This is a genomic window from Natronococcus sp. A-GB1, from assembly GCF_029688845.1.
Lineage (GTDB): Archaea > Halobacteriota > Halobacteria > Halobacteriales > Natrialbaceae > Natronococcus.
Genome location: NZ_JARUKW010000011.1, coordinates 26,042 through 50,899, shown reverse-complemented (window position 1 = coordinate 50,899; position 24,858 = coordinate 26,042). Strand labels below are relative to the sequence as shown.

25 protein-coding genes and 1 pseudogene are annotated in these 24,858 nt (G+C 66.0%); 12 read left to right on the top strand and 14 right to left on the bottom strand.

Annotation, left to right across the window (positions count from 1 at the left end; all coding sequences use genetic code 11):
* Positions 1-27 precede the first annotated feature (27 nt).
* The 3 genes from QA600_RS13645 to QA600_RS13635 all read right to left on the bottom strand — a co-directional run bounded on the left by QA600_RS13645 (position 28) and on the right by QA600_RS13635 (position 4,175).
* Entirely contained in the window at positions 28-1,851 is a 1,824-nt protein-coding gene (locus QA600_RS13645; RefSeq protein ID WP_278292496.1) for a PQQ-binding-like beta-propeller repeat protein, read from the bottom strand.
* A gap of 333 nt (positions 1,852-2,184) precedes the next feature.
* Positions 2,185-3,885 (bottom strand): phosphoenolpyruvate--protein phosphotransferase, encoded by a 1,701-nt coding sequence (gene ptsP / locus QA600_RS13640; RefSeq protein ID WP_278292495.1) that lies wholly within the window; start codon positions 3,883-3,885, stop codon positions 2,185-2,187.
* A 2-nt stretch (positions 3,886-3,887) separates the two neighbouring features.
* A complete protein-coding gene (locus tag QA600_RS13635) occupies positions 3,888-4,175 on the bottom strand; it encodes an HPr family phosphocarrier protein (protein WP_278292494.1) in 288 nt (95 codons plus the stop codon).
* Positions 4,176-5,067: 892 nt separating this feature from the next.
* Here QA600_RS13635 and QA600_RS13630 point away from each other — a divergent pair.
* Together QA600_RS13630 and QA600_RS13625 are read left to right on the top strand one after the other, a co-directional pair.
* On the top strand, positions 5,068-5,742 hold the full coding sequence (locus QA600_RS13630) for a helix-turn-helix domain-containing protein (protein WP_278292493.1): 675 nt from the start codon (positions 5,068-5,070) through the stop codon (positions 5,740-5,742).
* Positions 5,743-5,837: 95 nt separating this feature from the next.
* A complete protein-coding gene (locus tag QA600_RS13625; RefSeq protein ID WP_278292492.1) occupies positions 5,838-6,008 on the top strand; it encodes a hypothetical protein in 171 nt (56 codons plus the stop codon).
* A gap of 30 nt (positions 6,009-6,038) precedes the next feature.
* On the opposite strand, the gene QA600_RS13620 is transcribed toward QA600_RS13625, so the two are convergent.
* Together QA600_RS13620 and QA600_RS13615 are read right to left on the bottom strand one after the other, a co-directional pair.
* Positions 6,039-7,592, bottom strand: a complete 1,554-nt coding sequence (locus QA600_RS13620) for a PQQ-binding-like beta-propeller repeat protein (RefSeq protein ID WP_278292491.1) — start codon at positions 7,590-7,592, stop codon at positions 6,039-6,041.
* A 290-nt stretch (positions 7,593-7,882) separates the two neighbouring features.
* Entirely contained in the window at positions 7,883-8,653 is a 771-nt protein-coding gene (locus tag QA600_RS13615) for a type II CAAX endopeptidase family protein (protein WP_278292490.1), read from the bottom strand.
* A 137-nt stretch (positions 8,654-8,790) separates the two neighbouring features.
* Between QA600_RS13615 and QA600_RS13610 the strand changes: the two genes are divergently transcribed.
* Positions 8,791-10,404, top strand: coding sequence for a sodium/phosphate symporter (locus tag QA600_RS13610; RefSeq protein ID WP_278292489.1), 1,614 nt, complete (start codon positions 8,791-8,793; stop codon positions 10,402-10,404).
* A 41-nt stretch (positions 10,405-10,445) separates the two neighbouring features.
* On the opposite strand, the gene QA600_RS13605 is transcribed toward QA600_RS13610, so the two are convergent.
* The gene (locus QA600_RS13605) at positions 10,446-11,381 is read right to left on the bottom strand and encodes an alpha/beta hydrolase (RefSeq protein WP_278292488.1); all 936 of its coding nucleotides are present in this window, start codon (positions 11,379-11,381) and stop codon (positions 10,446-10,448) included.
* Positions 11,382-11,504: 123 nt separating this feature from the next.
* Between QA600_RS13605 and QA600_RS13600 the strand changes: the two genes are divergently transcribed.
* From QA600_RS13600 to QA600_RS13590, 3 genes are all read left to right on the top strand, one after another.
* A complete protein-coding gene (locus QA600_RS13600) occupies positions 11,505-12,134 on the top strand; it encodes a plastocyanin/azurin family copper-binding protein (protein ID WP_278292487.1) in 630 nt (209 codons plus the stop codon).
* A gap of 149 nt (positions 12,135-12,283) precedes the next feature.
* Positions 12,284-14,035, top strand: coding sequence for a PAS domain-containing protein (locus tag QA600_RS13595; RefSeq protein ID WP_278292486.1), 1,752 nt, complete (start codon positions 12,284-12,286; stop codon positions 14,033-14,035).
* Positions 14,036-14,393: 358 nt separating this feature from the next.
* Entirely contained in the window at positions 14,394-14,945 is a 552-nt protein-coding gene (locus QA600_RS13590; protein WP_278292485.1) for a hypothetical protein, read from the top strand.
* Between the two features lie 13 nt (positions 14,946-14,958).
* On the opposite strand, the gene QA600_RS13585 is transcribed toward QA600_RS13590, so the two are convergent.
* The 4 genes from QA600_RS13585 to QA600_RS13570 form a co-directional block, all read right to left on the bottom strand.
* The gene (locus QA600_RS13585) at positions 14,959-15,390 is read right to left on the bottom strand and encodes a hypothetical protein (protein ID WP_278292484.1); all 432 of its coding nucleotides are present in this window, start codon (positions 15,388-15,390) and stop codon (positions 14,959-14,961) included.
* Positions 15,391-15,392: 2 nt separating this feature from the next.
* Positions 15,393-15,914, bottom strand: a complete 522-nt coding sequence (locus tag QA600_RS13580) for an ArsR family transcriptional regulator (protein ID WP_278292483.1) — start codon at positions 15,912-15,914, stop codon at positions 15,393-15,395.
* Positions 15,915-16,019: 105 nt separating this feature from the next.
* Positions 16,020-17,186 carry an acyl-CoA dehydrogenase family protein gene (locus tag QA600_RS13575; RefSeq protein WP_278292482.1) on the bottom strand — a complete coding sequence of 389 codons (1,167 nt, stop codon included), beginning with the start codon at positions 17,184-17,186 and terminating at the stop codon, positions 16,020-16,022.
* Between the two features lie 117 nt (positions 17,187-17,303).
* The gene (locus QA600_RS13570; RefSeq protein ID WP_278292481.1) at positions 17,304-17,777 is read right to left on the bottom strand and encodes a zinc ribbon domain-containing protein; all 474 of its coding nucleotides are present in this window, start codon (positions 17,775-17,777) and stop codon (positions 17,304-17,306) included.
* A 202-nt stretch (positions 17,778-17,979) separates the two neighbouring features.
* On the opposite strand from QA600_RS13570, the gene QA600_RS13565 reads away from it, so the two are divergent.
* The 3 genes from QA600_RS13565 to QA600_RS13555 all read left to right on the top strand — a co-directional run bounded on the left by QA600_RS13565 (position 17,980) and on the right by QA600_RS13555 (position 20,502).
* Positions 17,980-18,834: a VOC family protein gene (locus QA600_RS13565; RefSeq protein ID WP_278292480.1), complete on the top strand. Its 855-nt coding sequence runs from the start codon at positions 17,980-17,982 to the stop codon at positions 18,832-18,834.
* A 221-nt stretch (positions 18,835-19,055) separates the two neighbouring features.
* On the top strand, positions 19,056-20,222 hold the full coding sequence (locus QA600_RS13560; protein ID WP_278292479.1) for a hypothetical protein: 1,167 nt from the start codon (positions 19,056-19,058) through the stop codon (positions 20,220-20,222).
* On the top strand, positions 20,113-20,502 hold the full coding sequence (locus QA600_RS13555) for a HalOD1 output domain-containing protein (protein ID WP_278292478.1): 390 nt from the start codon (positions 20,113-20,115) through the stop codon (positions 20,500-20,502). The genes QA600_RS13560 and QA600_RS13555 overlap by 110 nt, the downstream gene beginning before the upstream one ends.
* 394 nt (positions 20,503-20,896) lie before the next feature.
* On the opposite strand, the gene QA600_RS13550 is transcribed toward QA600_RS13555, so the two are convergent.
* The 3 genes from QA600_RS13550 to QA600_RS13540 all read right to left on the bottom strand — a co-directional run bounded on the left by QA600_RS13550 (position 20,897) and on the right by QA600_RS13540 (position 22,017).
* On the bottom strand, positions 20,897-21,034 hold the full coding sequence (locus QA600_RS13550; RefSeq protein ID WP_169331747.1) for a hypothetical protein: 138 nt from the start codon (positions 21,032-21,034) through the stop codon (positions 20,897-20,899).
* 213 nt (positions 21,035-21,247) lie between these two features.
* The gene (locus tag QA600_RS13545; protein WP_278292477.1) at positions 21,248-21,532 is read right to left on the bottom strand and encodes a HalOD1 output domain-containing protein; all 285 of its coding nucleotides are present in this window, start codon (positions 21,530-21,532) and stop codon (positions 21,248-21,250) included.
* Between the two features lie 107 nt (positions 21,533-21,639).
* Positions 21,640-22,017: a hypothetical protein gene (locus QA600_RS13540; protein WP_278292476.1), complete on the bottom strand. Its 378-nt coding sequence runs from the start codon at positions 22,015-22,017 to the stop codon at positions 21,640-21,642.
* A gap of 245 nt (positions 22,018-22,262) precedes the next feature.
* Here QA600_RS13540 and QA600_RS13535 point away from each other — a divergent pair, with 245 nt between their 5' ends.
* Positions 22,263-22,664, top strand: coding sequence for a transcriptional regulator (locus tag QA600_RS13535; RefSeq protein ID WP_278292475.1), 402 nt, complete (start codon positions 22,263-22,265; stop codon positions 22,662-22,664).
* A gap of 467 nt (positions 22,665-23,131) precedes the next feature.
* Positions 23,132-23,947: an amidohydrolase family protein gene (locus QA600_RS13530; protein WP_278292474.1), complete on the top strand. Its 816-nt coding sequence runs from the start codon at positions 23,132-23,134 to the stop codon at positions 23,945-23,947.
* Between the two features lie 31 nt (positions 23,948-23,978).
* Here QA600_RS13530 and QA600_RS13525 read toward each other — a convergent pair.
* Positions 23,979-24,339, bottom strand: a pseudogene (locus QA600_RS13525) (IS5/IS1182 family transposase); the annotation flags it as partial.
* Between the two features lie 143 nt (positions 24,340-24,482).
* On the opposite strand from QA600_RS13525, the gene QA600_RS13520 reads away from it, so the two are divergent.
* Positions 24,483-24,734 carry a hypothetical protein gene (locus QA600_RS13520; protein WP_278292473.1) on the top strand — a complete coding sequence of 84 codons (252 nt, stop codon included), beginning with the start codon at positions 24,483-24,485 and terminating at the stop codon, positions 24,732-24,734.
* The last annotated feature ends 124 nt before the right edge of the window (positions 24,735-24,858 follow it).

Sequence of the window (24,858 nt, the reverse complement as noted above, 5' to 3'; positions counted from 1 at the left end):
GCGTCGAATCCGCTCGAGCCCGGCCGGTCAGCCCTCGAGTTCGTCGTCAGCACCCGCACGACGGCGAAGCCACTCGAGGCCGAGCGCGCCGCCCGCGATTCCGGCACCTGCCGTGAATCCCGGCATTCCCTCGGCGTCGTCCTCGAGGTCGTCAGCGTCGGCGCCGTCTCCGTCGGATACGGGTTCGGCTGTGTCGTCCGAGTCATCCCCGTCGGACTCGGCGATACCGTCGCCGTCGTCCCCGCCTTCGTCCGTAGACTCGGATTCGGCTTCGCTCCCGTCGTCCTCGCTCTCGTCGGCCCCGTCGTCGCTTTCGCTCGCTTCCGCTCTGTCGTCCCGATCGTCGTCGCCGTCGGTCTCGTTGTCGTCGATCGCCGTCCCGTCGTCGCTATCGCCGCCTTCCCCGTCGCCACCGGCGGTGTCGCCGTCGCTCGCGTTTTCGTCGGCCGTCCCCTCGTCGCCCGATTCGCCGTCCGTCTCCTCGTCGTCACCGGAGTCGCCGTTCGTCTCCTCACTGTCATCGGGCTGGCGTTCGCTCCCACCGTCGTCGCGGTCCCGGTCACCGGAGTCCGCGTCGTCCTGGCCATCGTCGCTGTCGTCGCGATCCCGACTTTCGTCGTCGTCGCCGTTGTCGCTATCGTCGTCGCCGTCTCGACCGTCATCGTCCGCCACGGGTCGCCCTCGGAGCGCGATGAGTTCGCCGTCGCTGTCGACGTAGATCGCGTCCTCGGTGAGGGCCCGGATCGGTCCGATCGGCACCTCGTCGTCCGCGACCGACCATCGTTGGCTGCCGTCGCTCGAGTCCAGCGCAAGGAGCCGCCGTCGTCCCTCCTCGCCGTCCGAAGCGATGGCGACATACACGGTATCGCCACCGATGGCGGCCGAGCCGTAGGTGTCGTCGGCCTCGAGCGTCCACTCGATCCCGTCGTCCTCGAGCGAGCGGCCGCGGTACGCGTTGTCCGCCAAGGTGACGGCTACTGACTCGCCGAGCGCGACCTCGTCCTCGGATTCGGGTGTCCTCGTACCGAGAACCGACCCCGTCTGAGCGTCGTACCGTCGCCGATCGCCGTCCGAACCGGTCGCGGAGACGACGGCCGTCGCGTTCGCCTGGATCGCCGAGTCGCGAACGAGGCCGTCGGACTCGCGGCGCCAGATCTCCTCGCCGGTGTCGGGGTCGTACGCGAGCATCGTCCTCTCGGTCGCGGCGTAGACGACGCCGTTCGCCGCCGCAGTTCCGGCGATGAACCCGCTCCCGTCGCCGCCCTCGTCGATCGAAGCGACGTCCCATCGAACCGAACCGTTCTCGGGCTCGAGCGCGTACAGTACTTCGTTGACGACGACGTAGACGCCGCCGTACGCGACCGTCTGCCAGGCCGCGTCCTCGCTCGTGCCGAAATCGGTACGCCAGCGCACGCGCCCGTTCGATCGGTCCAGCGCGACGACCTCCGTTCCGGTGAGAAACACCCGCTCGCCGTCGACCGAGGGGGCGGTCGCCGCGACGTCGGGGTTCTCCCAGACCAGTGCCCCGTCCGCGGCGTCGAGCGCGACGACGCCGTCGTCGATCGTCGCGTACACGGTCCCGTCGGCGACGGCGATCTCGTCGTGGTGGTCGATCGACCACTCCGCCTCGAGCGTCCCGTCCTCGAACTCGGGGCCGTCCGCGACGTATCTGGCGTGTCCGGCGCCACCGCGGTGTGACGGCCAGCCCGCGTCCGGATTCGGGGTCGCCTCGAGATCGGGATTTGGGAGTTCGTCCTCCCGGGCGACGCCGGCGACTTCCGCGGACGCAACCGTCCCCGCCGAGAGCGCCGCAACCGTCGTCAGTACCGATCGTCGGCTCCAATCGCTCATACGCCCCCATATTATGTAGCTCACAAATACTTTCAGGCCACCTTTCACCAATCGCCTGAGTTCTCGGCCGGCGCGGTAAATCCGTGCGATCGAAGGGGTACCCGTCGCCCTCCGGGACTGAAGGTGGGGCCACGGAAACGAGAGACGGTGATCGAACCGTCCGGATCACTGCCTACGGGCTACCGCAGGCTCGACTCGAGGGCGTTGATCCGATCCTCGTTTCCAAAGTGGGCCGGGGTATGCTGGTGAAGACTCACCGAATTCGATCCGCGGCGGCCAAGGAGCGCTGCGGACGTGCGATACCGATCGGACGGGATGTGACTGCGATAGGAGTCACCGATCCGTGGTGCCGGATTCGATGTGTGCGATAGCCTCTGTGCTGGTTGCCGCCTCGAGCGCGTCCGACGCGTGCTCGGCTGCGTCCTCGGTGTCGACCCCCTGGACCGCGGCTTTGACCTCCGGGACGGTGACCGCGCTCATGCTGAGCTCGTCGAGGCCCAGCCCGACGAGGAGTTCGGTCAGCTCGGGATCGCCGGCCATCTCTCCACACATACCGATCCAGGCGTCGTGCTCGTGGGCCGCCTCGACGGTTCGGGCGATGGCTCGCAACACTGCGGGGTGGCGCGGCTCCCGGAGCCCGGCGACGCGTTCGTTCTCGCGCGCCGCAGCCATAACGTACTGGGTGAGGTCGTTCGTTCCGATGCTGAGAAAGTCGACCCGTGCGGCGAGTTCGGGTGCAGTGAAGACGGCACCGGGGGTCTCGATCATGACGCCGAGTTCGGGAACCGCGTAGTCGACGCCCTCCTCGCAGAGCGCGTCTGCGACCGCGCCCACGGTCTCGAGCGCGTCGGTCAGCTCCTCGGGCGTCGCGACGAGCGGGAACATGACCGCCAGCCGTCCCTCCCCGTCTGCGGCCGCCCGGAGCAGCGCGCGGAGCTGCGTCTCGAAGAGATCCGCGTCCGGACCGAGCGAGCGTCGGATGCCGCGCTCTCCGAGAAACGGGTTCTCCTCGTCGGGCAACTCGAGGTAGGGGATCGGTTTGTCGCCGCCGATATCGAGCGTTCGAACGACGACGCGGCCATCCGGGAACGTCTCGAGGGCCTCGCGGTACGTCTCGTACTGCTCGTCCTCGTCGGGCGGCGCGTCGCGATCGAGGAAGAGGAACTCGGTTCGGTAGAGTCCGACGCCGTCGGCGCCCCGGGCGTTCGCCGCCTCGAGTTCGGTCGGCCGACCGACGTTCGCGGCGACTTCGATCCCGATGCCGTCGGCGGTCGTCACCGGTTCCTCGCGGATCTCGACGTCGTTGGTGGCGCGTGCGGCCTCGCGGCGCTCGTCGCCCGGATCGACGACCAGTTCGCCTGCGTCGCCGTCGACGACGACCGTTGCTCCCTCGGTGACGTCGTGCAGGTCGTCGCCGACGCCGACCACGGCCGGAAGCGCCAGCGATCGGGCGAAGATCGCGGCGTGAGAGGTTCGTCCCCCGGTAACGGTGGCGAAGCCGGCGACCCGATCGGGATCCAGCCGAGCGGTGTCGCTCGGCGTGAGTCGCTCGGCGAGGACGACCGTCCCCTCGGGTAGCTCGTCGAGGTCGACCCGATCGTCCCCGGCGAGGATCCGAACGAGTCGATCCCTGACGTCCCGAAGGTCGTCGGCTCGCTCCGCCGTGCGTCCGCCCATCCCCTCGAACTGCTCGATCGGATCGGCGAAGGCTCGCTGGACGGCGTGCTCGACGGGGAGTGCGGCCTCGAGGGCGCTCTCGACGCCGTCCTCGATCTGTGGATCCGCGAGGAACTGGCGGTGTGCATCGAAGACCCCGGCTTCCTGCTCGCCGACGCGCTCGGCGGTGCGTTCGCGTTCGGCCTCCAGCTCGGTCCGAGCGGTCTCGCGTGCGTCCTCGAACCGCTTGCGTTCGACCTCGGGGTCGACGGTTGCGTCCTCGGGATCCGGAAGATCGGCGTCCGCGCTGTACCAGACGACCGTCCCGACGCCGGAGCGCGGTGTCGCGCCGGTGCCGGTGAGCGTGCGTTCGGTCATCGTCACTCCTCGGTGTCGGCGGGTTCGTCCTCGGGAGTAGTCAGGACACGCTCGAGGGCGTCCAGCGCCGCCTCCTCGTCGGGACCGTCGGCGATGAGCCCAACGTCCTCGCCGGATTCGGCGCCGAGGCTCGTCACCGCGATCATGCTGCCGGCGGAAATCGGGTCGTCGTCGCCGTAAACGAGCTGTACGTCCGAGTCGTGCTCGTTGACCGTCTGGACGAACTTCGCGGCCGGACGGGCGTGCAGTCCCGCCTCAGGGACGATCGTCACGGTACGTTCGCTGCTCATGTCGGCACCTCACTCGGCATGCCCCATCCCCGAATCGGGGTATCCGTGTCTGGAAGTGCCACACGGACTGTGGCGTCGCGAGCCGCCCTCTCGTGGGCCGTTCGCGGATCCGGCCGCTGCAGAGCGTCGTCGAACGCATCGGGCCCGTGATCGTGTCTGACGGTGGACGGCCCCCCGTTTCGTACGAACGGCATCCCAGTTGGTTGTCGCATTCGATGGAACCGAGTACGCAGTCGAGCTAAACAGTATCGCCTGTACCCGTCTCGTACCGAATCATCCGCGACGGACTCCCGATCGGTCGATACTGCGTTCGTCGGTCCGTCCGAGCGAAAGACGTATTGGTTTCCGGACATATTGTCCGATGGAACATGCTCGCAGTCCTCGCGACAGGTTTCCTGCTCGTGGCAGCGATAATCGTCTTCTTCCTGCCGAACTGGGCCATCAGCAGGTGGCAATCCGACCGTCGGAACGACCGCACGGAGCAGCGGTAACAGAGTGCATCAGGCTCACGCTACCGAACGGGAGACCTCGGGCTCGGCCCTCGAGTCGCGGACGCGGTTCGACGACACCCCGCCGTGGGAACACTCGTTCGGCCGACCACAGTCATCCCAGTCCCGCTCGAATCCCAGCCATCAGTGTCCGCCGCAGCCCTTAGTGACATAATTTGTGCAGAATATGTCGCTCCACAGCATACGGCACACTCGAGATCAAAGGCAAGACGGCCCGAGACGCTACCCTTGCAGCCCCGAGCGTGGACTCGAGCCGAATTCGGCGACGGGTTCCTCAAATACTCAGCACTGTACTCATACTATAATAATACATTCTCTACTATGGCTCCCAATCAGTTTGGAAACGGGACTATGCCGGTTCCCGGTCTTGATAGAAGCAACTCATGACCTCGATCGTCAATCTCGAGATTTCGGGCGACGGGACCGGACTGGCGGAACTGTTCGACGCCGTCCCGTCGCTCACCTGCGAAGCGGAGGCCGCTATCGTCTCGAACGGATACGACCTGTGGCTTTCCGGAGCATCGCGATCGGAGCTCGAGGCGGGCCTCGAGGCGGCCTCGCCGATCGAGGAGTACGGACTGATCAACGGTAGCGAGGAGGAGTGGCTGTACAACGTTCGGTTCAGTTCACAGACTACCGATCTCTTCGAGCTGGTTCTCGAGGAGGACGGCACCATCCTCGACGCCTCGGCCGTGGACGGCTCGTGGGTCCTCAACATTCGAGTCCAGGATCGAAGCGACGCGAGTTCGATCTACGACGAGCTGGAGGATCGCCAGCTCGAGCCGACGATCATCCGTCTCTACGAAACGGACAGCGGCAACCGCTCGCAGGCGGGGCTCACGGAGCGACAGTACGAGACCCTGGTCGCGGCCGCGAACCACGGCTACTTCGAGATCCCACGGGAGGTTTCGATGCAAGAGCTCTCCGAGGAGCTCGAGGTCTCCCACCAGGCGCTCTCCGAGCGACTCCGCCGCGCGTACCGGTCGCTGGTCACCTCGGAGCTCGACGTCACGACGGAGGAAGCAGAGCCCACGCCCTCTTCGACGCTCTCGGACTAACCGCCGACGAATCGAGGTTCCCCGTTCACTCGGAGTCGGCAACCCTGCAAATGGAACCCGAGAACTGATTTCGATAGCCCCGCTTACCGCGGATAATGCAAAAGCGGTGTCTAAACTGTAACTGGGAGATTCGCAGCGCAGAGAGACAGCCGAAAGAGGAGCGAACGCGCGAAACGATCGATCACTTCACCGAGACGGGACACACGATCGTGACGCTCTCCGAGCCGAACACGTTTCGGCCGGCCGAGCTGATCCCGTCCGATTAGCCGCCACAGCCAAAAACTGATACGCCGAAATCAGTCCTCGAGCTCGGTCTCGGTACCCGCGCGTCGGCGCAGCCACTCGAGGCCGAGCGCGCCGCCCGCGATCCCGGCACCGGCCGTGAATCCGGGCATCCCGTCGGCGTCGTCGCTGTCGTCCTCGCTCGGTTCGTTGCTCGCATCGTCGCCGTTGCCATCGTCAGTACCATCGTCGTCCTCGGGCCCGCCGTTCTCGTCGCCATCCGACTGATTACTGTCGGACTCGTTGCCGGCGCTTTCGTTCCCCTCGGAGTCGTTGCCGTCATCCTCGTCCGGTTCGTACTCCTCATCGTCGCCGTTCGTGTCGTCCCCGTCGTCAGTTTCGTCGCTCTCGTCCTCGTCGCCGCTCTCCTCCCAGTCGGTCGGTCGGATCGCAACCAGATCCTGCCCCCGCTGTGCGTAGACCGTCCCGTTCTCGACCGCGAGGAACCCGGCGTCGGCGCCGTCGGTCCAGCGCTCGTCGTCGTCGAACTCGTACGCCCAGCTCTCGCTGCCGTCCTCGAGGTCGAGGCCGAGGATTGCGTCGTCGTCGGCTTCGGGATCCGGACTCGAGTGTGTGACGACGACGGTGTTGCCGACGATCACCGGGAGCCCGTACGTGTACGACCCGCTGTGGGTCCACCCGGTCGTCCGCCCGGAGTCGTCGAGCGCGACGGCCTGGAGATCGTACCGCCCCTGCGTGACCGCCACGCCGTCGTCGATCGACAGCACGTAGGCGTCGCTGAGCTTCTCCTCGGTCTCTCGGCGCTCCGCGTCGAACGTGTAGACGCTCTCGAGGCTGTTGTTCTGAACGAGAAGCGTTCCGTCCGCAGCGGCGAGACTACCCGTGCCGGCGTCGACGGGGCCGCTCCATCGCGTCTCGCCCGTCGCGGGCTCGAGTTCGACCAGCCCGTCCTGCCCGGCTCCCTCGAGGACCGCCCAGATCGCGTTGTCAGTTGCGACGACCTGGCTCTGGCGGGTCTGGAACGCCATCGGTCCGCCGCCGTAGCCGTCGACGTCGACGGACTCGCGCTCCCAGAGAAGCGAGCCGTCGGTTGCATCGAACGCGTACAACGCCCCCTCCGAAAGGATGTACGCGGTCCCGAACGCGACGAGGGGTGCCGACACCGAGCCCTCGTCGCCGACGGTCGTCGACCACTCCTCGCTCCCCGTCGCCGCCTCAAGTGCGACCAGTTCCTCGCCGCCAACGTAGACGGTGTCGTCCGCGACGGTCACGGTCGGACTCTGCCCGTCGATCGTCGTCTCCCACTCGAGCGAGCCGTCGGCCGCATCGAGCGCGCGGACCTCGTCGCTGGCGAGGTAGACGGTTCCATCGACGACGGTGGGTTCGCCGCCTCCCTCGTCCCGCCAGGCGACGGTGTCGGGGGTCTCGAGTGCGTTCGCGTCCGCGCGACGGGCGTTCCCGGGACCGCCATCGACCGACGACCAGCCGTCGCTTTCCCCCATCGTCGGTAGGTCGTCGGTGCGTTTGGGCTTCGCCGTCGCGAGACCCGTTCCGACCGCGATGATCGCGCCGGTCGCGAGCACAGATCGCCGGTTCCAGTTTTCCATACTCGCTTCGATCCGGAGCAGACGCATTACTATCGACCGAGTATGTAAAATTCCCTTACTCTACAACAGTCTTAACAATACCCTCATCGTCGCTCGCGTACGGCCGCGATCTCGAGGGCAGGCCCGTAGGCGCCGTCAGCTCCCGTGAGAGGTCGATCACTCCGTCACGCCGATCGATCGACGGGCGGACGCGATCTCAACTGAGGGGTGACCTGTCGTCAGGGCGAACGGTCGATCCTGGGTCGTGCGCGCTCGAGCGACGTCTCCGGCGTTAACTAACGGGTAAGCTCTCACCACGGAATCGGCATCAGCCCGATCGTCAGCGTGAGTCCCCAGGCGTTGACGAGTAGATGCATCATCCACGGGGCGACGAGGCTGTCGTACCACAACCGAAGCGCCGTCAGTACGACGCCGAGCGCCCCAGTGACGGCGATGCTGACCGCGCCAGCCATGAAGACGTGGACGAACGCGAACAGCGCGATCGACAGGAGGCTCGCGGTCACAACGCCGTACCCGCGTGCGAGGAAGTGGCCAAGAACCAGCCCGCGGAACAGGATCTCTTCGGCAACTGGGGCGATCACGATCGATGTCAGAACCAGTGCCGCGATCCCGGCGGTGCTCCTCACCGGAGCGCGAGCGTGCGGGTCGAGGCCGACCGTCGTCGCGGCGACGTTCCCGACGATGACGATCGCGATCCCGACGGCGGTAGCCACTACCGCGACGCCAAGTTCCCGCGGTGCCGGGGAACGGACGACCGCAGCCGCCCGCCAGGTCGACCGGTCCCACCGCCAGTACAGTCCGGTGACGACGGCGACGTACGCGGCGCCGAGTGGCACCAGCAACACCCAGTCCGGCCAGCCCGGATCCGAACCCTGGTGAGCGGCGATCCCGACGGTCAGCACGAGCACGACAGTCAGGATCGGTACCAACGGGAGGAGGATCGTGTGGAGAAGCGAGCAGCCTGCCAGCGGTGCGACCGTCTCCTCGAGGCGATGCCGTCGACGAGCCAGCTTCTCTCGAGTCGGCCGTCGATCGGTACTCGAGCGGGTTCCGGTACCCATACGCCCAGTATGCGTTCGAACGGCAAAGTGGTTAGATCCGCGCCGGCTGAGAGCTGGATACGGCTATCGACCGTTCGGAGACGGATGGGAGCCGGAGTCGGAATCGTTAACTCGGTACCGCGACCGCGTACAGTCGGATGGTCCGTCGGCGACTCGCGGTCGTGGCCCTCACCGTTTTCGCGGTCGCGTTCGCAGTCCGGATGGCGCCGACGCTGTGGACGCCGTATCCGTTCAATCCGGACGGGTTCGTGTTCGCCGCCCAGGCCCGCGACAGTATCGCAGCCGGCTCGCTCGTCGAGACCGTCGAGCCCTACGGCTACACGTTCCCGACGCTGCTCTCGATCGTCGCGCTCGTCACTGCGGTCGCACCGCTGTGGATCGCACAGCCGATCATCGCGTTCGTCGGCGCCATCCCGTCGGTGATCGCGGCGGCACTGACCTGGCAGATTGCCGACCAACGCGGGACCGCACCCTCGGTGACCGCCGTCGCGTCGCTGGCAGCCGGGACGACTCTCGCGCTCGAGGGCGTGTTCCTCCGGCGCACGGTCGCCGTGAGCTACGAGGTGCTGGGCATCCTGTTCGTTCCACTGGTCGCGATCGCGGCGTACCGCTTCTTCCGAACGGAGCGGCGGCGCTGGGGGCTCGTAACGGGTACGTTCCTGCTCGTGCTCCCGATCACGCACCACCTGAGCGCGATCATGGCCGCGCTGACGTTGACGGCCGTCTGCGTGCTGGCCGGGCTGGGAACCTGGCGGCGCCGGGTGCTCAGCGTGGTGCTTCTCGTCGTCGTGTGGGCCTACGTCGGCGCGTACTACTGGATCGTCGACCCGGCGTATACGGGCGAACCCGTCGAGCAGTACGGGCTGTTCGTCGCCTGGATCGTGCTGTTGTGTGCCCTCGCGTACTGGCTGTCGACCGCGGCTCCGGCCGTCGTTCGCGGGACGATCGGCGGGGGGTTGCTGTTCGGGTTCGCGGTCGTGGTCGCGGACGCCGTCTGGGGCGTGTTCCCGGGGACGATGGCACCGCCGTCGCTGTTGCTCGTTCTCCTCGCGCCGCTGGTCGTGCTCGCCGCGCTCGGAAGCTGGGGCGTTCCGAGCGCGACCGGGCCACACGGCTCTCGAGCGGTCGTGTTAGCGCTGTTGCTCGCTCCGCTCGTCTGGGTAGGGTTCTCGCTCACGCGGGGTGTCGACCCGGCCATCGAGATCTTCGTCCAGCGCGGGCAGACGTTCGCCCACCTCGCCGTCGTCGTCAGCGCCGGCGTCGCGATCGTCGACCTCGCCGGCCGCACGACGCCTCGCTCGCGGCGAACGGTCGCCGTCTCGCTCGCGGTCGTCCTCTGTCTCTGCGCGGTGGCCTCGCTTCCGATCGCGTTCGTCGGGCTCGAAGCGGTGTCCTACCAGGGAACGACGACCGGCGAGGAGTTCGCGGCCGCGACGTTCGCGACGTCGACGCTGGGGGCCGAGTGGACGAGCGACGATCACCTCACCCGGATCGCCGGCAACTACTACGAGGCCGGCGGATCGTCCCAGCCGGCTGCGGACTGGCTGCGGGAGGGTGGCGGCGAGTTGCACTGCCCGACGGCACTGCAGTCGTCCTGGCAAACCGTCGGCGCCCAGCAGTATCCGGAGCCGCCGGTTACGATCTCGCAGCCGGCGTACGACGCGGCGATCGACGGCGGACACGCGGTCTACGCGACGACCGGGAGCGATCCGGTGACGATCGTCGTGCCGACGGGAACGGTGGCCTGCTGACCGGAACTGAGACTCGCCACGGCAGCCGCCTCTCGCCGCGTTCAGGCACCACCGAGCGAGTCGGCGAGATCCGCGGCGACGGCCGCGATGGCGTCGTGGGTACGGTCGACGTCGCGCATTGTCATGAACCCGTGGACCATCGCCTCGTAGTTCTCGTAGCGTGTGGCGACGCCGTCGCGAACGAGCTGTTCGGCGTACGCCTTCCCACCGTCACGAAGGGGGTCGAACCCGGCGGTGACGACAGTTGCCGGCGCGACACCGGAGACATCGCCGGCGTTCGTCGGGTCGGCGTAGGGGTTTCGTTCGTGAACGTCGCTCTCGTAGTAACACTCTCGGAACCACTCCATGTCCTCCGCCTCGAGGACGATCCCCGCATGTTTCCGCATCGAGGGCTGGTCGGGCTTGATCCCGACGCTCGGATAGAGCAACGCCTGGTGGTCGATATCGGGGCCGTCGCGCTCGGCGGCCATGAGCGCGGCGACGGCCGCGAGGGCTCCGCCGGCGGAGTCGCCCGCGACCGCGAGGCGTCCGGTACCCGCGATCGCGCTCGGATTGGCGGCCGCCCACTCGACGGCGGCATAAGCGTCCTCGACCGCCGCGGGGAACGGGTGTTCGGGGGCGAGTCGGTAGTCGATCGAGAGCACGGCACAGCCGCTCTCGCGCGTGAGCTGGCGACACAGCCAGTCGTGTGTGGCGATACTCCCCAGCACGTACCCGCCGCCGTGGAAGAACACGATCGTCGGGAACGGTCCGTCCGCCTCGGGCAGGTAGAGACGAGCGTCGAGATCGCCGGCGGGTCCGGGAATCGTCCGGTCGACCGTTCGACCCACCTGCGGCGGGTTTCGGTTCTCGGCCCACATCGTCGCGCGGGTAACGTAGCGGAGGAGCTTCAGGCCGCGACGGCTGTGCGGTAGCGAAAACCGGTTCTGGCGCTCGAGCGCCGCCTTCGCCTGCGGATCGATCCGGTCGGCGTGCATACCCGATCGTTCGGCGACTCGAGGGAAGGTGTTCCGATTCGGGCGTTCGTGCTGTAGTTGGTGACTTGTTAACTGGCTGTTATCTACATGGTATCTATAGTAGCGAAAGCTGAAACTCTCGTTATGAGACAACCAGTAAACTGTTCCCGACGTCAGGCGCTGGGGCTCACCGGTGCAACGGCGATGGCCGCTCTCGCCGCCGGCTGTCTCGGTGGGGGCGAAACGAGCGACGAAAACGGGGACGTCGACGACGACTCCGGCGACGACGGCAACGAGAGCCGGACCGAGGCGCCCGATAGCGGTAGTGACGACGGCGAGGACCCGATAGACGGAGGCAACGACGACGATGCCGAGACGTCGGAGCCGAACCCCGACGACGAGGACGAAGACGATGGTTCCCGCGACCGACGCGACGCGTGGGCCGACACCGACGAGATCGTACTGAGCGCCACGACCGCCGGATGGAAGGGTGTCAAACCGGAGCCGATCGAGGACGAGAAGAACCCGGCCATCGTGCTCGAGGCGGGACGGGAGTACGTCCTCAGTTGGGAGAACGAGGACGGCCAGCCCCACAACATCGAGATCTGGGACGAGAGCGGCGAGCGCGTCGATAACTACGGGACCGAGCTGATGGAGACAGAGGGGGCGACCCAGTCGCTCGAGTTCGAGGCGTCCGCGGAGATGGCCGAGTACGTCTGCGAGATCCACGCCGGGTGGGAAAAGCGTGGACGGATCGAGATCAAGCACCCCTAATCGGGTTCGTGTGACGGGGCCGTTCGAGCGCGTACGGTGTTCGAGACCGTGAGTCCTGACGGTGTCTGTGAGGCAAGGAATTTATATTCACAGATTCGAACTACTGGATAGTATCAGCCGTGATAGGAAGTCTTTCCGACACGGTCGACGTGCTGTACGTCGATGGAGCGGCGGACGCCACGGAAACGGTCGCGAGCACGCTCGAGGAAACCGCCGACGGGCTCGCGGTCGAGACGGCGCCGAGCATTGCGGCGGCGATAGCGCGGCTTTCGACTGCGACCGTCGACTGCGTCGTCTCGGAGTACGAACTGGTCGACGGAACCGGACTCGAGTTGCTGAACGCGGTTCGCGAGGAGTATCCGGCGCTCCCGTTCGTGCTGTTCACCGGAGATGGTAACGAGGCGATCGCCAGCGAGGCGATTTCGGCCGGTGTGACCGAGTACGTCAGGAAGGACGGCGGAGCGAGTCAGTACGTCACGCTGGCAAACCGGATCGAGGAGACGGTGACGGCGTCGACAGCGAGACGGTTCAAACGGGTTACGAGCCACGATCCGCTGGCGATCCTCGAGCGGATCGACGACGCGTTCCTCGCGCTCGACGACGACTGGCGGGTCGTGTACGTCAACGAACGGGCGAAAGCCGTCTTCGGAACGTCCGAGGAGGAGCTGCTCGGCAACTCGCTGTGGGAAACCTTCGACGAGGCGACGGACACCCCGTTTTACGATCACTACCAGGAGGCGAAAGTTAGCAACGAGGCCCGAACGATCGAGGAGTACTTCCAGCCGTGGGACCGGTGGTACAGAGAACACATCTACCCGTCGGAGAACGGACTCTCCGTTCTCTTTCACGATATTACCGAACAGAAGCGACGGGAGCGACGCTACCGCGCGGTGTTCGAGAACACCTACCAGTTCACCGGGTTGTTAGAACCGGACGGCACGCTCGTCGAGGCAAACGAGACCGCACTCGAGTTCGGCGGGCTGGAGCGAGACGACGTCGTCGGAAAGAAGATATGGGAAACGGCGTGGTTCCAGCACTCCGATGATACTCGGGAACGAGCGCGGGACGCCGTCGAGCGGGCGGCAAACGGCGAGTTCGTTCGGCACAAACTTCCGGTTCAGGGTGCCGATCGCGAGGCGATTATCGACTTCTCCGTGCGACCGCTGACCGACGAACGGGGGACCGTGACGCTTCTCATCCCCGAGGGCCGGGACATCACCGAGCTGACCGAGCGAGAGCGGGCGCTGCAACGACAGCGCGACCGACTCGACGAGTTCGCCGGCGTCGTGAGCCACGATCTCCGAAACCCGCTAAACGTCGCGACGGGACGGCTCGAGCTCGTCCGGGAGGAGTGCGACAGCGAGCACCTCGACGGGATCGAGACCGCTCTCGATCGGATCGATCGGATCACCGAGGACGTGCTCTGGCTGGCACGCGAGGGACGAGATATCGGCTCTCGGGACGCCGTTCTGCTCCGCGACGCCGTCGACGCCGCCTGGGAGCTCGTCGCCGACGGAGCCGACAGAGCGGAGCTTCGCTACGGCGATGACGAGCTCGCGTCGACCACGATCGAGGCCGACGACGACCGCCTCCAGCAGCTCCTCGAGAACCTGCTCCGGAACGCCATCGACCACGGCGGCGAGGACGTGACCGTCACCGTCGGGACGACCGATCGGGGATTCTACCTCGAGGACGACGGCCCGGGGATACCCGAGAACCGGCGCGAGGACGTGTTCGCCGGCGGCTACTCGACGAGCGACGGCGGAACCGGGTTCGGGCTGCGGATCGTCGAGCGGATCGCCGACGCCCACGGCTGGGATGTACGGCTCGGCGACGGTTCGGGCGGCGCTCGATTCGATATTCTGTGTGACGTCGACAGCGTCCACTCCGTCCGAAACTGAGTTCTCGGATATGCTGGGCGTTCGACGTGGATGGTCGGTTCGCCTGCGCTGGTCCCTCGAGTCGATCAAGAAACTTATGCCGACTGAACGATAACTATTAATAGGGACCGAGGGTCCTCGCGCGGGAACGCGACGGTTTTTGACACACCCCGTCTGTGCCACCGCGCGTCGAGATTCCCTCGGCCCTACCTATTTCAGACGGGGCGTTGAAACTATCGTCTGCACTCACTCCCTGAGAGGACCAGCTGCGCTCCGGAACTCGCCGGTCCGCCGTCGACTGCGTTCGCCGGTTCGACGTCTGAACGACCTGTTTGCACCGCACAAAGTATTTGTCTGCTGACTCGAGTGGCTGCGTACGATGACGTCCAATCGCACGGGAACGGGTACTCCCGTGACACTCCCCGTGAGCCGCCGTCGGTATCTCACCGTCGGCGCTACCGTCGGAACGGCAGCTGTTGCCGGGTGTTCGACCGCCGTGGACTTCCTCGCGGGGCTAGTTCTCGAGGACGTCAACGTGTTGAACGGCGGGGAGCAGAGTCTCGCCGGCTCGGTCGAGGTGGCAGGTCCCGACGGCTCGCTCGTCCTCGAGGATCGGTTCGATCTCGCTCCGGGCGGCGACGACGCCGGCGAGGACGCACAGGCTACGTACGACGACGTGTTGACCGACTCGGGCGAGTACGCCGTGACGCTCGAACTCGATGACGGCGACGGGGACGCACTCGGCGATAATGGGGACGAGGAGACGCTCGACGACCGGGTACTCGAGGACTCGGTCGAGGTCGCCGAGCCAGCCGACGAGCACGTGATCGTGTTTTTCGGCCCCGCCGAAACGGACGACACCGTCGCGATGACGGTGGTCGAGAAGTTGAGCGACCTCGAGGAGCGCGACGAGTTCGACGACGAGTTCTGAACCCGATTCGGAGTCAGGTCGTTTTCAGCCTCGACGAAGTGAGAGATATGACCTCCCAGACGAGGCGTGCAGGGGTGAGCGAGCCGAAGGAATGTGGTTCGTACGAATACGCCGTTCCGGCAGCGTTTCGTTCCTGGAAATGACCCCATCCGTCGACGTGCGGGTTCGGTTCGTGGTGCCATCCGAAATCGGCCGTCGCGTCGCTGTAGTGGAACGAGAACTCGGGAGTGGCGTCGGCAGTCTCCCCTGCAAACCAGCGGACGGTGAACGTGGCGTCTTCGCTGTCGCGCCCCCATCGTTCCGTTTCCAGCCGTGCGACAACCCGTATAAACTCGCCCGCTGGAAACCCCCGCACCTCGGTGACTATCGGGTGGCGCTCGAGCTCTTGTTGGATGGCGCGAAGCGCCCGGTGAGATGCCGCCGCCGAGTCGTACGTGTCACCCATCTCTACGCCGATGCGCGGAAGTCTTGGCTGTACGTCCGGTAGTTCTCGATCGCGTCCTCGACGATAGTGAGCCGGTATGCCACGAGTTCCCAGTCGCTTGCAGTCGTCCGAATCTCCCGCGTCTGTTCGGCGGTTTCCGTGTCCGCAGCGCGGTCACGGAGGTCGACAGGCGAGTCGACGCCGTACTCCTCGCGCCACCCCTCGATCTCGGATTGGAGGTCAGCTTTCAGCTGTACGAGTTCGTCGTGATCGTATCGGTCCAGCAGCTCTCGGAGCGTCTGCATCCGCGTGTGGAGCGGGTCGGGCATATAGTGCGTCGTTCCCGCTCGTTCGCTTTTCAGTAGCACGTTCAGATCGACGAGTCGCTCGAGATGATCTCGAGCTGTGTTCTCCGCGACTGCTGCCTCGTCTGCGATAACCGACGCCGAACGGGGCTGCGAGACTGTGCTAGCGATCGATTGGACGCGATCGAACGCACTCGTGTGCTTCTTCCACGCTTCGATACCGGGACCCGGATCGGACATGCTCTCTCCTACGATCGATACCTCAATAAAGCTTCTTGGAAGTCAAATAATTAGATCGCGTTCGCTGACTTGCGATGCCGACATCGAGGCACCCCGAACGAGCGCTCAGAGCAATCGGTCGGCAATAATGCGTTTCTGGATCTCGTTCGTTCCCTCGAAGATCTTCGTGAGGCGGGCGTCCCGCCAGTATCGCTCCACGTCGAACTCCGTCGTGTAGCCGTAGCCGCCGTGGACCTGGATCCCGTCGCTGGTGACCTCCTCGGCGACCTCGGTGGCGAACAGCTTCGCCATCGCGGCCTGGGCGTCGGCGCGCTCGCCCTGATCGACCGCTTGCGCGACGAGCAGCGTCAGCGCCCTCGCGGCCTCGGTTCGGGTCGCCATCTCCGCGAGCTTGAATCGGAGCGCCTGAAACTCCGCGATCGGCTGGTCGAACTGCTCGCGCTCTTTGGCGTAGGAGACGGCGTCCTCGAGGGCGCCGCGAGCGAGGCCGACGGCCCGCGCGGCGGTGTGGACCCGGCCCTCCTCGAAGAACTCCATGATCTGGTAGAAGCCCTGACCCTCCTCGCGGCCGACGAGTTTGTCCTCGCCGACTCGCACGTCGTCGAAGTTTACGGTCCACGTGTCCCAGCCGTGGTAGCCGATCTTGTCGATCGGCTGTCCGCTAAGCCCGTCGCGGTCGAAGGTGCCGGCGGGTTTCTCGACGATGAATCCGGAGATCCCGGCGTGAGCCGGCTCGGCGTCGGGGTCGGTGACGGCGTAGGTGAGGATAAAATCGGAGCCTTTCGCAAACGTGGTCCACATCTTCTGGCCGTTCAGGACGTACTCGTCGCCGTCCCTCTCGGCGCGAGTTCGCATGTTCGCGACGTCGGAGCCGGCCTCCGCCTCGGAGATCGCGATGCTCTTGAGCAGCTCGCCGCGGGCCATCTTCGGGAGATAATGTTGTTTCTGGGCCTCGGTCGCCCCGGCGAGGCTCTGTCCGCGAGCGATGATGCTCCCGACGCTGAGCCAGCCGCGGGACAGCTCCTCCGCGAGAACGGCGTAGGCCTTCAGGTCCAGCCCGAGCCCGTCGTACTCCTCGTCGATGAGGATTCCAAAAAATCCCATCTCGCCGAGCTGGCGGACGAGGTCGTCGGACATGCGTTCGCCGTCGGGGTCGCGCTCGCGGGCCTCGGGACGGACCTCGTTTTCGACGAACGTTCGGGTCTCGTCCCGGAGCATCCGGTGTTCGGTGCTGAGCACGCTGTCGGCGATGGTGGTCTCGAACGCGTTCACGCCCTCTCGTTGCGGGCGGGCGGACGTAGTTCTGTGCCACACCGAGACAGGACTATGATCTTCTGTACGCCACTGGCCGAGTCACGACCGCTCCGGCTCGGCGCTCGAGGGCAGACCTCAGCGAGGACCGTCGCTCGGCGACGCGTCGGCTGTCGACTCCTCTGCGTCGTCGTCCCTGCCGAGCGGAGTCGTACACCAGTAACAGAACTCGAGGTCGGGATCCAGATCCTTTCCGCAGTGTGGACAGGAGGGGGCGTCGTCCTCATCGGCGGACGAGGCGGTCGGCTCGCCGTGAGCGGACGACTCGCTCCCGGCGGCCGGCCGCCGAGCGATCAGGTACGCGTCCACCACGCTGAGCGCGACGATGGCGTACATCGGCCACACGGCGAGCAGTGCGTCGGTGTCCGGGTTCCCGCCGGCGAGGGTCTCGAAGGCCGCCTGGTCGACGAGCAGGAACGTGACGAGCACCGACGCGGCGAGCCAGCCGACGGCGCGACGCAGCCGCCAGAGGTAGAGGTGGCCCAGCCCGGTGACGAGTGCTGCGAGGAGCGCTGCGAGCCACGGTCGCTTCCGGGACGTCGACTGGGACATATCCTGACTAGACGGTCAGTAAGGATAAGTGCTCTCCCTCGAGTCGACCCGCTCCGAGAGCCTCCCGGAGCGACGGGCGCGTAGCGGTGTGACCGACGAAGCCGTCGCCCTCCGATGTCGAGTGGACGACCGGAGTGATGCTGTCGGCGCCGCTTCCAGTCAGGCCGGAACCGTCTCCCGTACCGATCGCCAACGTCCACTCATGACTACCGAGGGAACGTTGCCGGCTGCGACCCGACCGGGGCGCGTCTCGCTCCGAGTGACCGATCTCGAGCGAGTCGTCCGGTTCTACGAGGACGTGCTCGGACTCGAGGCCCGAGCGATCGGCGACGACCGGGCGGTGCTCGCCGCGGGCGAGACCCCGCTCGTCGTGCTCCGGGCGGAGCCAGAACTGGAGCCTCGCGGGGACGACGAGACGGGGCTGTTCCACACGGCGTTGCTCGTCCCGTCGCGAGCGGCGCTGGGCGACGCCCTCGAGCGGATCGAACGGCGCTGGCGCCTCGACGGGACGGCCGACCACGTTGTCAGCGAGGCGCTGTACCTCGTCGACCCGGAGGGAAACGGGATCGAGGTCTACCGGGATCGGCCGCGCGAGGCGTGGCCCGTCGCCGACGACGGCACGGTCGGCATCGGGACGGAACCGCTCGACGTCGAGGGCGTGCGGAGCGCCGGACGGGGTCGGGACGCGGTTCCGGACGGGACGACCGTCGGACACCTCCACCTCGAGGTGTCGTCGCTCCCCGCCGCGCGGGAGTTCTACGTCGACACCGTCGGATTCGGGTGCAAACAGCGGGTCGACGGTGCGCTGTTCGTCGCCGCCGGCGGCTACCACCACCACCTGGGGCTGAACGTCTGGCGGCGTCGGTCGGCACCGCCACAGGGACGCGGGCTCGAGCGCGTCGAGGTCGTCGTTCCCGACGAGAACGGGCTCGCTGCGCTTCGAACACGGCTCGAGGAGGCGGGACACGCGACCTCGAGCGCGCGGGACGACGGCGCGTTCGGGATGACGGATCCCGACGGGATCGGGCTTCGGTTCCGCCGGGACGCCCCCAGCTGAGCGCCCGTGTGAACCGCGAGTGCCCGTCGCGGTAGAACGGTACGGCGCCGAAGCCGAGAGGCGTTGCTCGCGTGAGGGCGCGTGTCGCCGTCCCCGTCGATCGATTCCGCGCTCGTCGTCGGGCCGTGAGCGTATCAGGAACAAATCCGTTCCGATATCGCCAGCAGATGGCTATTACCGGGAGTTTTATCAGCTCCTGACCCGACAAGCTATCAACAAGAATGCGAGGCGAGCAAACGAACGATGTGCTACACGCGTTACGCGACGGACGGCGTCGGGCCGTCCTGCAGCTCCTCCGAAACCGAACCGAGCCGATCTCCGACGAGGAGGTAGCCGTTCAACTCGCCGCCGCGGACGCGGAGAAGCGACTGCTCGACGTGACCGAGGATGAACTGGCGGAGTGGCGCGTCTCCCTCCAGCAGACTCACCTTCCGGTACTCGAGGAAGCGGGACTGATCGACTGGGACGCCGAGACGAACGCCGTCGCGGTCTCGACGCACCCGGCGCTGCAGAACCCGACGCTCGAGCGCCTCCTCGAGACGGACGGAGTCGACTGGGACGAGATCCTCGGGACACTCGTTCACCGCAGACGGCGCATCGCTCTGTCGGTGCTCGCCGACTACGACACGGCGCTGTCCCGGGTTGCCCTCGCTCGCGCGGTCGTCGAGCGGGAACCCGGTACCGAATCGGTCGAAACCGCCGACGCCGATCCGGTCGAGGACTGCTGTGCGGCCCTCCATCACGTCCACCTTCCGAAGCTCGCGGCGGCCGGCCTCGCCTCGTACGACGCTCGAAGCGGCGCCGTCAGCTACTGCGGCCATCCCCTCATCGAGGACGCCGAGTGGTTCGATCTGCACCTCCCCGAGACGCCGCGAGCGGTCCTCTCGGTCGCCGAGCCCTCACACGACATCTGGCGCCTCGACGGGCGCGCGAACGTGATCGAGCATTGTCGCGCGCTCTGTGAGTACGCCGACGACGAGCTGTTCCTGCTGTACACCGACGAGGACCTCATCGAGGCGGCGTGTCTCCAGTGTCTGCAGGACGCCGTCGACCGCGGCGTCGACGTCTACGTCGGCACGCAGACCCAGGCGATCCGGGATCGGGTCCGCGAGCAGGTACCCGGCGTCACGCTGTGGGAACCCCAGCGCGACTGGATGAACATCTCGCCCGAGCGCGAGAAGGTCGGCCGACTGCTCTTCGCCGACCGGGAAGCGATCATGCTCGGCACGCTCAGCAAACACAACGACCACGGGATTCAGAACGAGACCGCGATCACGGGTGCCGGCGAGGACAACGCCCTCGTCATGCTGGTCCGCGAGCTGCTGGGTTCGCGCCTGGATCACCTCGACGAACAGAGCGCGGACTTCCTCGAGGAGATCCCCTTCTGATGAGCGACACCGATCGGTCCCCCTCGGCGGCGACACACGAGTACCAGTTGGCCCTGACGAATCTCCGAGCCGCGGGGTCTGGTCGGTCGTCGCCGTACTGGAGGACTGCCCGCCGCCGGAGTTCCCGTCGCTTGCGGAAACGATCGACCCGGAGGCCTTAGACGCCGCGTTCACCGGCAAGACTGCGACCGACCACGTCTCCTTCGAGTACGCCGGCTACACGATCACGGTAACGAGCGACGCCGTTCGGGTCTGCGCGCTCGAGTGCGACGCCGGGTGACGGTCGGCGGATCGAGTTCGCTCGTCGGGGTGAGGAGGCTCGGGGGCCACCTTCGTCTCGACCGCGACGGCGGGTCACTCGGAAACGAGCGACGGCGACCGTTCCGCCCGGCGGTCGCTCGAGCTACGGAGGAGTGGGTGAGAGACTGGTCGATAGCAGAGGTAAGGGACTGGTCGATGGCGTCGCCCCGGAAGGTCCGCTCACGGCGTTGCCCCGGAAGGTCCGCTCACGGCGTCGGGTACTCGAGAACCGACAGCACACGGTCGTCCGCGACCGGCACCGCTCGTCGTTCCCGTTTGTCGGCCAGGAAGAGCCCGCGTGGCTGTCGTTTCGTCGATGCGATGGGAGTCGAGTGACGTGACTCCGCGTCGGTATCGGCTGCGTCGCGTTCAGCTCAGCGGAGGAAGCGGCTGTACAGGCGCTCGAGCGTCCTCGCGAACGAGGTCGTCGGCGTTCCGGGGAGGTGGAGCGGGGGTTCGGCGGTGTCGACCGGCACGTCCGTCATGGCGTCTCGGGGGTCAGCATCGTTCATACACTCGTTTGGATCCGGGGCTATTTACATATTCGCAATAATAGTTGGTGGAAATCGAAACAAACAATCGTTATTGTGAAAGTATATCGGGGTAGTGCATACCGAGGGCGACAACTGGTCCTCGAGGGCCGATCGGTCTCGAGGGCGGACGATATCGCTCGGTAGTGGCTGGAGGAACGAGCCGCGAGAACGGCGGTCAGACGACCGTGTGTCCTACTGCGGATTGTACTCGAACTGTCGGTCGGGGTTCGGATCCGCGTCCTCCGCCGGGGTGATCGAGACGGTCCCCGTCCCGTCGACGGTGACCGTGTGATCGCCGTAGGCGAACGAGACGACGCCGGTGAAGTCGGTGCGCTCGTCCGGTCGCGGGTAAACCAGGGACTCGAGGGCGTCGACGTCGATCACCGCGTGCAACGGCGGATCCAGGGCACTCGCATCGACACCCTCGCGGGCGGCGATCCGTCGCGCGATCTCGACGCCGAGTTCTGCAGGGGCCATACTCGCTCCCACCCCGACCGAACACTTGAACTTCAGTCAGACATGCTCGCGGTGAGAACGGGACGGTCGTATTCGACGTTGTGGGCTCGCCGCCATGCTTACCCCGGTTACGGCTGCGTTCGGTTCGCGAGCGGGGCGTCGACCGCGGCGTCCTCGAGCCCGCCGAGCCCGTACAGGTCGACGACGCTAAGGACGAGGACCGCCAGCGGGAACGCGACATCCGCGAAGCCGACGTGCTCGAGGCGAAGCGCGGTAAGGAGGAACGGCTCCGCGGCCGTGCGCTCGACGAGTATCGCGCCCGTGCTGAGGAACGCGAGGGCGGCGACACACAGTGCGGCCCAGACGAGTCCGCGCCGCCAGTGGCCAGCGTAGACGTGTCCCGCACCGGGCATCACGACGGCGAGTACGTACGCCGGCCAGGTTCGGTTTCGGGTCACGACGGCCGTTCCCCGCGACAGCAGCGTCCGGGGTCGCGTCGACAGCATCGGGTCACCGCCTCCGCGGACCGGGTCGCGGGCGATCGCGGCTGGTCGGTTTGGAGGCGTGCATGGAGAGGGCCATAGCGTACCCATCACGCGCGACGCTCATCAATCTCAGTCAGACGCCCGTGTGACGCGTCGTGGCGCTCCCTCGCGGCAACCGGGACGAGTGCCCTCGAGCGCTCGAGGCAACGGTCGCGTCCGGCGCGTCGCCCCCAAAGCTATACCACTCGTTCGCGACGTGTGACACTATGGTCAAATCGACGGTCCGGTTCCCCGAGGAGGTCCTCGAGATCGTCCAGCAGCACATCGACGAGGGGGCGTTCGCGAACAAATCGGAGTTCCAGCGCTTCGCCGTGGAGTTCCTGCTGACCCAGCTCGAAGACGAGTACGAGCCACTCCTGGAGGAGTTCGACGAGATCAGGGGGGAGGCGCTCGGTCCGACCGTCCCCGAGGCGACCGAGTACATCGACGAGGCCGATTCGTCGGATTTCCTGCGAACGGCTGGTCGCGTCCGACAGTGTGCGGTCCGGGGCGAACTTGAGACGGCGCGTGAGTTGATCGATACGCGGTACCCGCCCTCGAGTCCGAAGGCGATGCTGCTGGATCTGATCGTCGAGGGGGCGACCCCGAATCGGGCCCGCGGCGAGTGAGACGGCAGACGCCGCTGGGCCGGTGGGAGGCGGTGTCGGCCCGACGAACTGCCCGGCCGGTGAACCTCGACACTCGAGCTGGTGTCTCCTCGTTCGCACGGTCCGACCGCTTCTCCCGATACCGTTCTCGTCGCTCTCACCTCCTACTTCTCTTCCGGCACCCGCTATCACGGACTTCGATCCTGTTTCGGCTGCTGTGTTGAATAGCTACTGAGTCATAGTTAGAGCAATTCACAGAGACGTTCTATGTTGGCGGTCACCCCTCCTCGCCGTGAGCAGTAGTTGCCGAACCAGATCTCTGTCAGAACACCCACGCCAGTGGTTGTTCCGGAATCACAACGATATCATTCTACTCCCAGCAGCGGATGCTCGAAGGGAGCGAGTGAACGGACGAGCAGACAGTTGCAGCGACCGTAGCAGTGGAAACAACACCACCTTTTCAGGGGTCCGGCCCCCCACTGCATAAGATGGTGATTGATATTCACACGCATGTCGGAGGGCCGTCGGATTCTGAGAGCGGTACCCTGTTTGATCCCCGGTCACTGGCGGTCGACTACGACCTCCGGGAACGGATCATGGATCGGAATCGTATTGACAGGGCCGTGATCCTCCCCTCGTTTGAGTACGACACGACCGCCGGAGCCGAGGCGACGCGGGCTCTGAATGAGAGTCTGCGACGAACCGCGGAGGCGTACGACCGGTTGATCTGTCCCGTCGGCGTGGTCGAACCCGCCCACGGCCACGCGGCGCTCGATGAGATCGACCGTCTCGCAGCAGAGGGCTTTACCGGCGTCACGGTCCATAACGCACATCAGCGGATTCCGCTCGATGCAGCACCGACGATAGCAGTTCTCGAACGGGCGGAGAAAGCTGGCCTCGTCCCGTTTATCCACTGCTTCAGCCCTGACTGGGAGTTCGAGCATCTTGACCGGTTGGCGTCCGTCGCCGACCACCTCTCCCAGCCCGTCGTCGTCCTCGATGCCCTCTCACGGTTCGGTCAGGAGCGGCGAATCGCCGAACTCGGAGCGCGGTTCGAGCACCTCTACTTCGATACGACGATGGTGAACTCGCTCGGGTTGATGATCGAATCCCTCGTCGAGGAGCTCGGTGCCCGACGGCTCGTCTTTGGCTCCGGGCTGTACACGCGACCGCTCCAGTACCGGCACTCGGCCGATCTCTTTCAGGTACGGAAGGCAGATATCAGCGAAGCCGACCGGGAGCTGATCCTCGAAGGGAACGCTCGTCGAATTCTGGACGTCTCAGAGACGATAACTGACTCGTAGAGTTATGATCCGTTCTCGGAAATACGAGGATGCGCCGTCTGTCGAAGAATGTGCTGTCGAGAGCGGCGTGGACCGGACTTCGGCCGCTGCGGTGAAACGCGCAGCAGTGCCCGCCATACCCACATTTTCAACCAATCAAACGACTTGTAAATCGTCGCGTGAACGGGTAGATCACCCCGATCAAGATTGGGAACGCCACGAACTGCAACCATGTACTTCAGCGGATTCCACATTTTCCAGTAGCTGTGCCTTCTTGGAGCCGAAAGCAGTACAAAAGAAAGTGACACCCAGCGGGCGAACCCACCGCTGACGGGCTCGTCCGCGTGCTTTCCCAACGCTTGTTTAGCCAGGTCACGACAGTGCTCGATGAACTCGAGGGTACCGATTTCCATTCCACCTCAGATTTCCTCGGATTCACCGTGCTAAACCGACAACATCACCCACTAAGATCGCTCTTCAACACAGCAGCTTCGGCCACTCTCGAGTAGTGACACGCAATAGAAACGTTTTACTTGACAGCGCACTCACACGTCATATGCCCCAGACCGTCATCGTCAACGGGGAGGAGATTCTGGTGGGGGAGAACACGACGATCACGGTACTGCGGAAAGCGGCGGGGATCGCCGAGGAGACGATCGCCTTCTACCAGACCGACAACGACGTCGTCCGCCTCCTCCAGGATGACGACGTCATCACCGAACAGGTTCCCGAGGGCGCGACCATCGAGTTCCATCCGGGACAGATCGGGCTCAGATTCGAGGACCACTCGAACGATACTCGTCGCTGAACGCCTACGAGTCGGGGGCATGATCGGCGTCGAGGGTCTCCCGTGCTCGAGCGGCCAGTTCTCGCCGAATCCCGTGGTTCGACGCCGGTTCGAAACGAGCGCGTTTCGAGGCCCACGGCGTGAT

Excerpts from the sequence above, each read along its gene's own strand:
- QA600_RS13560 (WP_278292479.1), top strand. The coding sequence starts at position 19,056 with ATGCGAGGCGAGCAAACGAACGATGTGCTACACGCGTTACGCGACGGA.
- QA600_RS13550 (WP_169331747.1), bottom strand. The coding sequence starts at position 21,034 with ATGAACGATGCTGACCCCCGAGACGCCATGACGGACGTGCCGGTCGAC.
- QA600_RS13605 (WP_278292488.1), bottom strand. The coding sequence starts at position 11,381 with ATGCACGCCGACCGGATCGATCCGCAGGCGAAGGCGGCGCTCGAGCGC.
- QA600_RS13645 (WP_278292496.1), bottom strand. The coding sequence starts at position 1,851 with ATGAGCGATTGGAGCCGACGATCGGTACTGACGACGGTTGCGGCGCTC.
- QA600_RS13545 (WP_278292477.1), bottom strand. The coding sequence starts at position 21,532 with ATGGCCCCTGCAGAACTCGGCGTCGAGATCGCGCGACGGATCGCCGCC.
- QA600_RS13610 (WP_278292489.1), top strand. The coding sequence starts at position 8,791 with ATGGTCCGTCGGCGACTCGCGGTCGTGGCCCTCACCGTTTTCGCGGTC.
- QA600_RS13600 (WP_278292487.1), top strand. The coding sequence starts at position 11,505 with ATGAGACAACCAGTAAACTGTTCCCGACGTCAGGCGCTGGGGCTCACC.
- QA600_RS13630 (WP_278292493.1), top strand. The coding sequence starts at position 5,068 with ATGACCTCGATCGTCAATCTCGAGATTTCGGGCGACGGGACCGGACTG.
- QA600_RS13535 (WP_278292475.1), top strand. The coding sequence starts at position 22,263 with ATGGTCAAATCGACGGTCCGGTTCCCCGAGGAGGTCCTCGAGATCGTC.
- QA600_RS13620 (WP_278292491.1), bottom strand. The coding sequence starts at position 7,592 with ATGGAAAACTGGAACCGGCGATCTGTGCTCGCGACCGGCGCGATCATC.
- QA600_RS13585 (WP_278292484.1), bottom strand. The coding sequence starts at position 15,390 with ATGGGTGACACGTACGACTCGGCGGCGGCATCTCACCGGGCGCTTCGC.
- ptsP (WP_278292495.1), bottom strand. The coding sequence starts at position 3,885 with ATGACCGAACGCACGCTCACCGGCACCGGCGCGACACCGCGCTCCGGC.
- QA600_RS13570 (WP_278292481.1), bottom strand. The coding sequence starts at position 17,777 with ATGTCCCAGTCGACGTCCCGGAAGCGACCGTGGCTCGCAGCGCTCCTC.
- QA600_RS13565 (WP_278292480.1), top strand. The coding sequence starts at position 17,980 with ATGACTACCGAGGGAACGTTGCCGGCTGCGACCCGACCGGGGCGCGTC.
- QA600_RS13590 (WP_278292485.1), top strand. The coding sequence starts at position 14,394 with ATGACGTCCAATCGCACGGGAACGGGTACTCCCGTGACACTCCCCGTG.
- QA600_RS13530 (WP_278292474.1), top strand. The coding sequence starts at position 23,132 with ATGGTGATTGATATTCACACGCATGTCGGAGGGCCGTCGGATTCTGAG.
- QA600_RS13520 (WP_278292473.1), top strand. The coding sequence starts at position 24,483 with ATGCCCCAGACCGTCATCGTCAACGGGGAGGAGATTCTGGTGGGGGAG.
- QA600_RS13540 (WP_278292476.1), bottom strand. The coding sequence starts at position 22,017 with ATGCTGTCGACGCGACCCCGGACGCTGCTGTCGCGGGGAACGGCCGTC.
- QA600_RS13635 (WP_278292494.1), bottom strand. The coding sequence starts at position 4,175 with ATGAGCAGCGAACGTACCGTGACGATCGTCCCTGAGGCGGGACTGCAC.
- QA600_RS13580 (WP_278292483.1), bottom strand. The coding sequence starts at position 15,914 with ATGTCCGATCCGGGTCCCGGTATCGAAGCGTGGAAGAAGCACACGAGT.
- QA600_RS13625 (WP_278292492.1), top strand. The coding sequence starts at position 5,838 with ATGCAAAAGCGGTGTCTAAACTGTAACTGGGAGATTCGCAGCGCAGAG.
- QA600_RS13615 (WP_278292490.1), bottom strand. The coding sequence starts at position 8,653 with ATGGGTACCGGAACCCGCTCGAGTACCGATCGACGGCCGACTCGAGAG.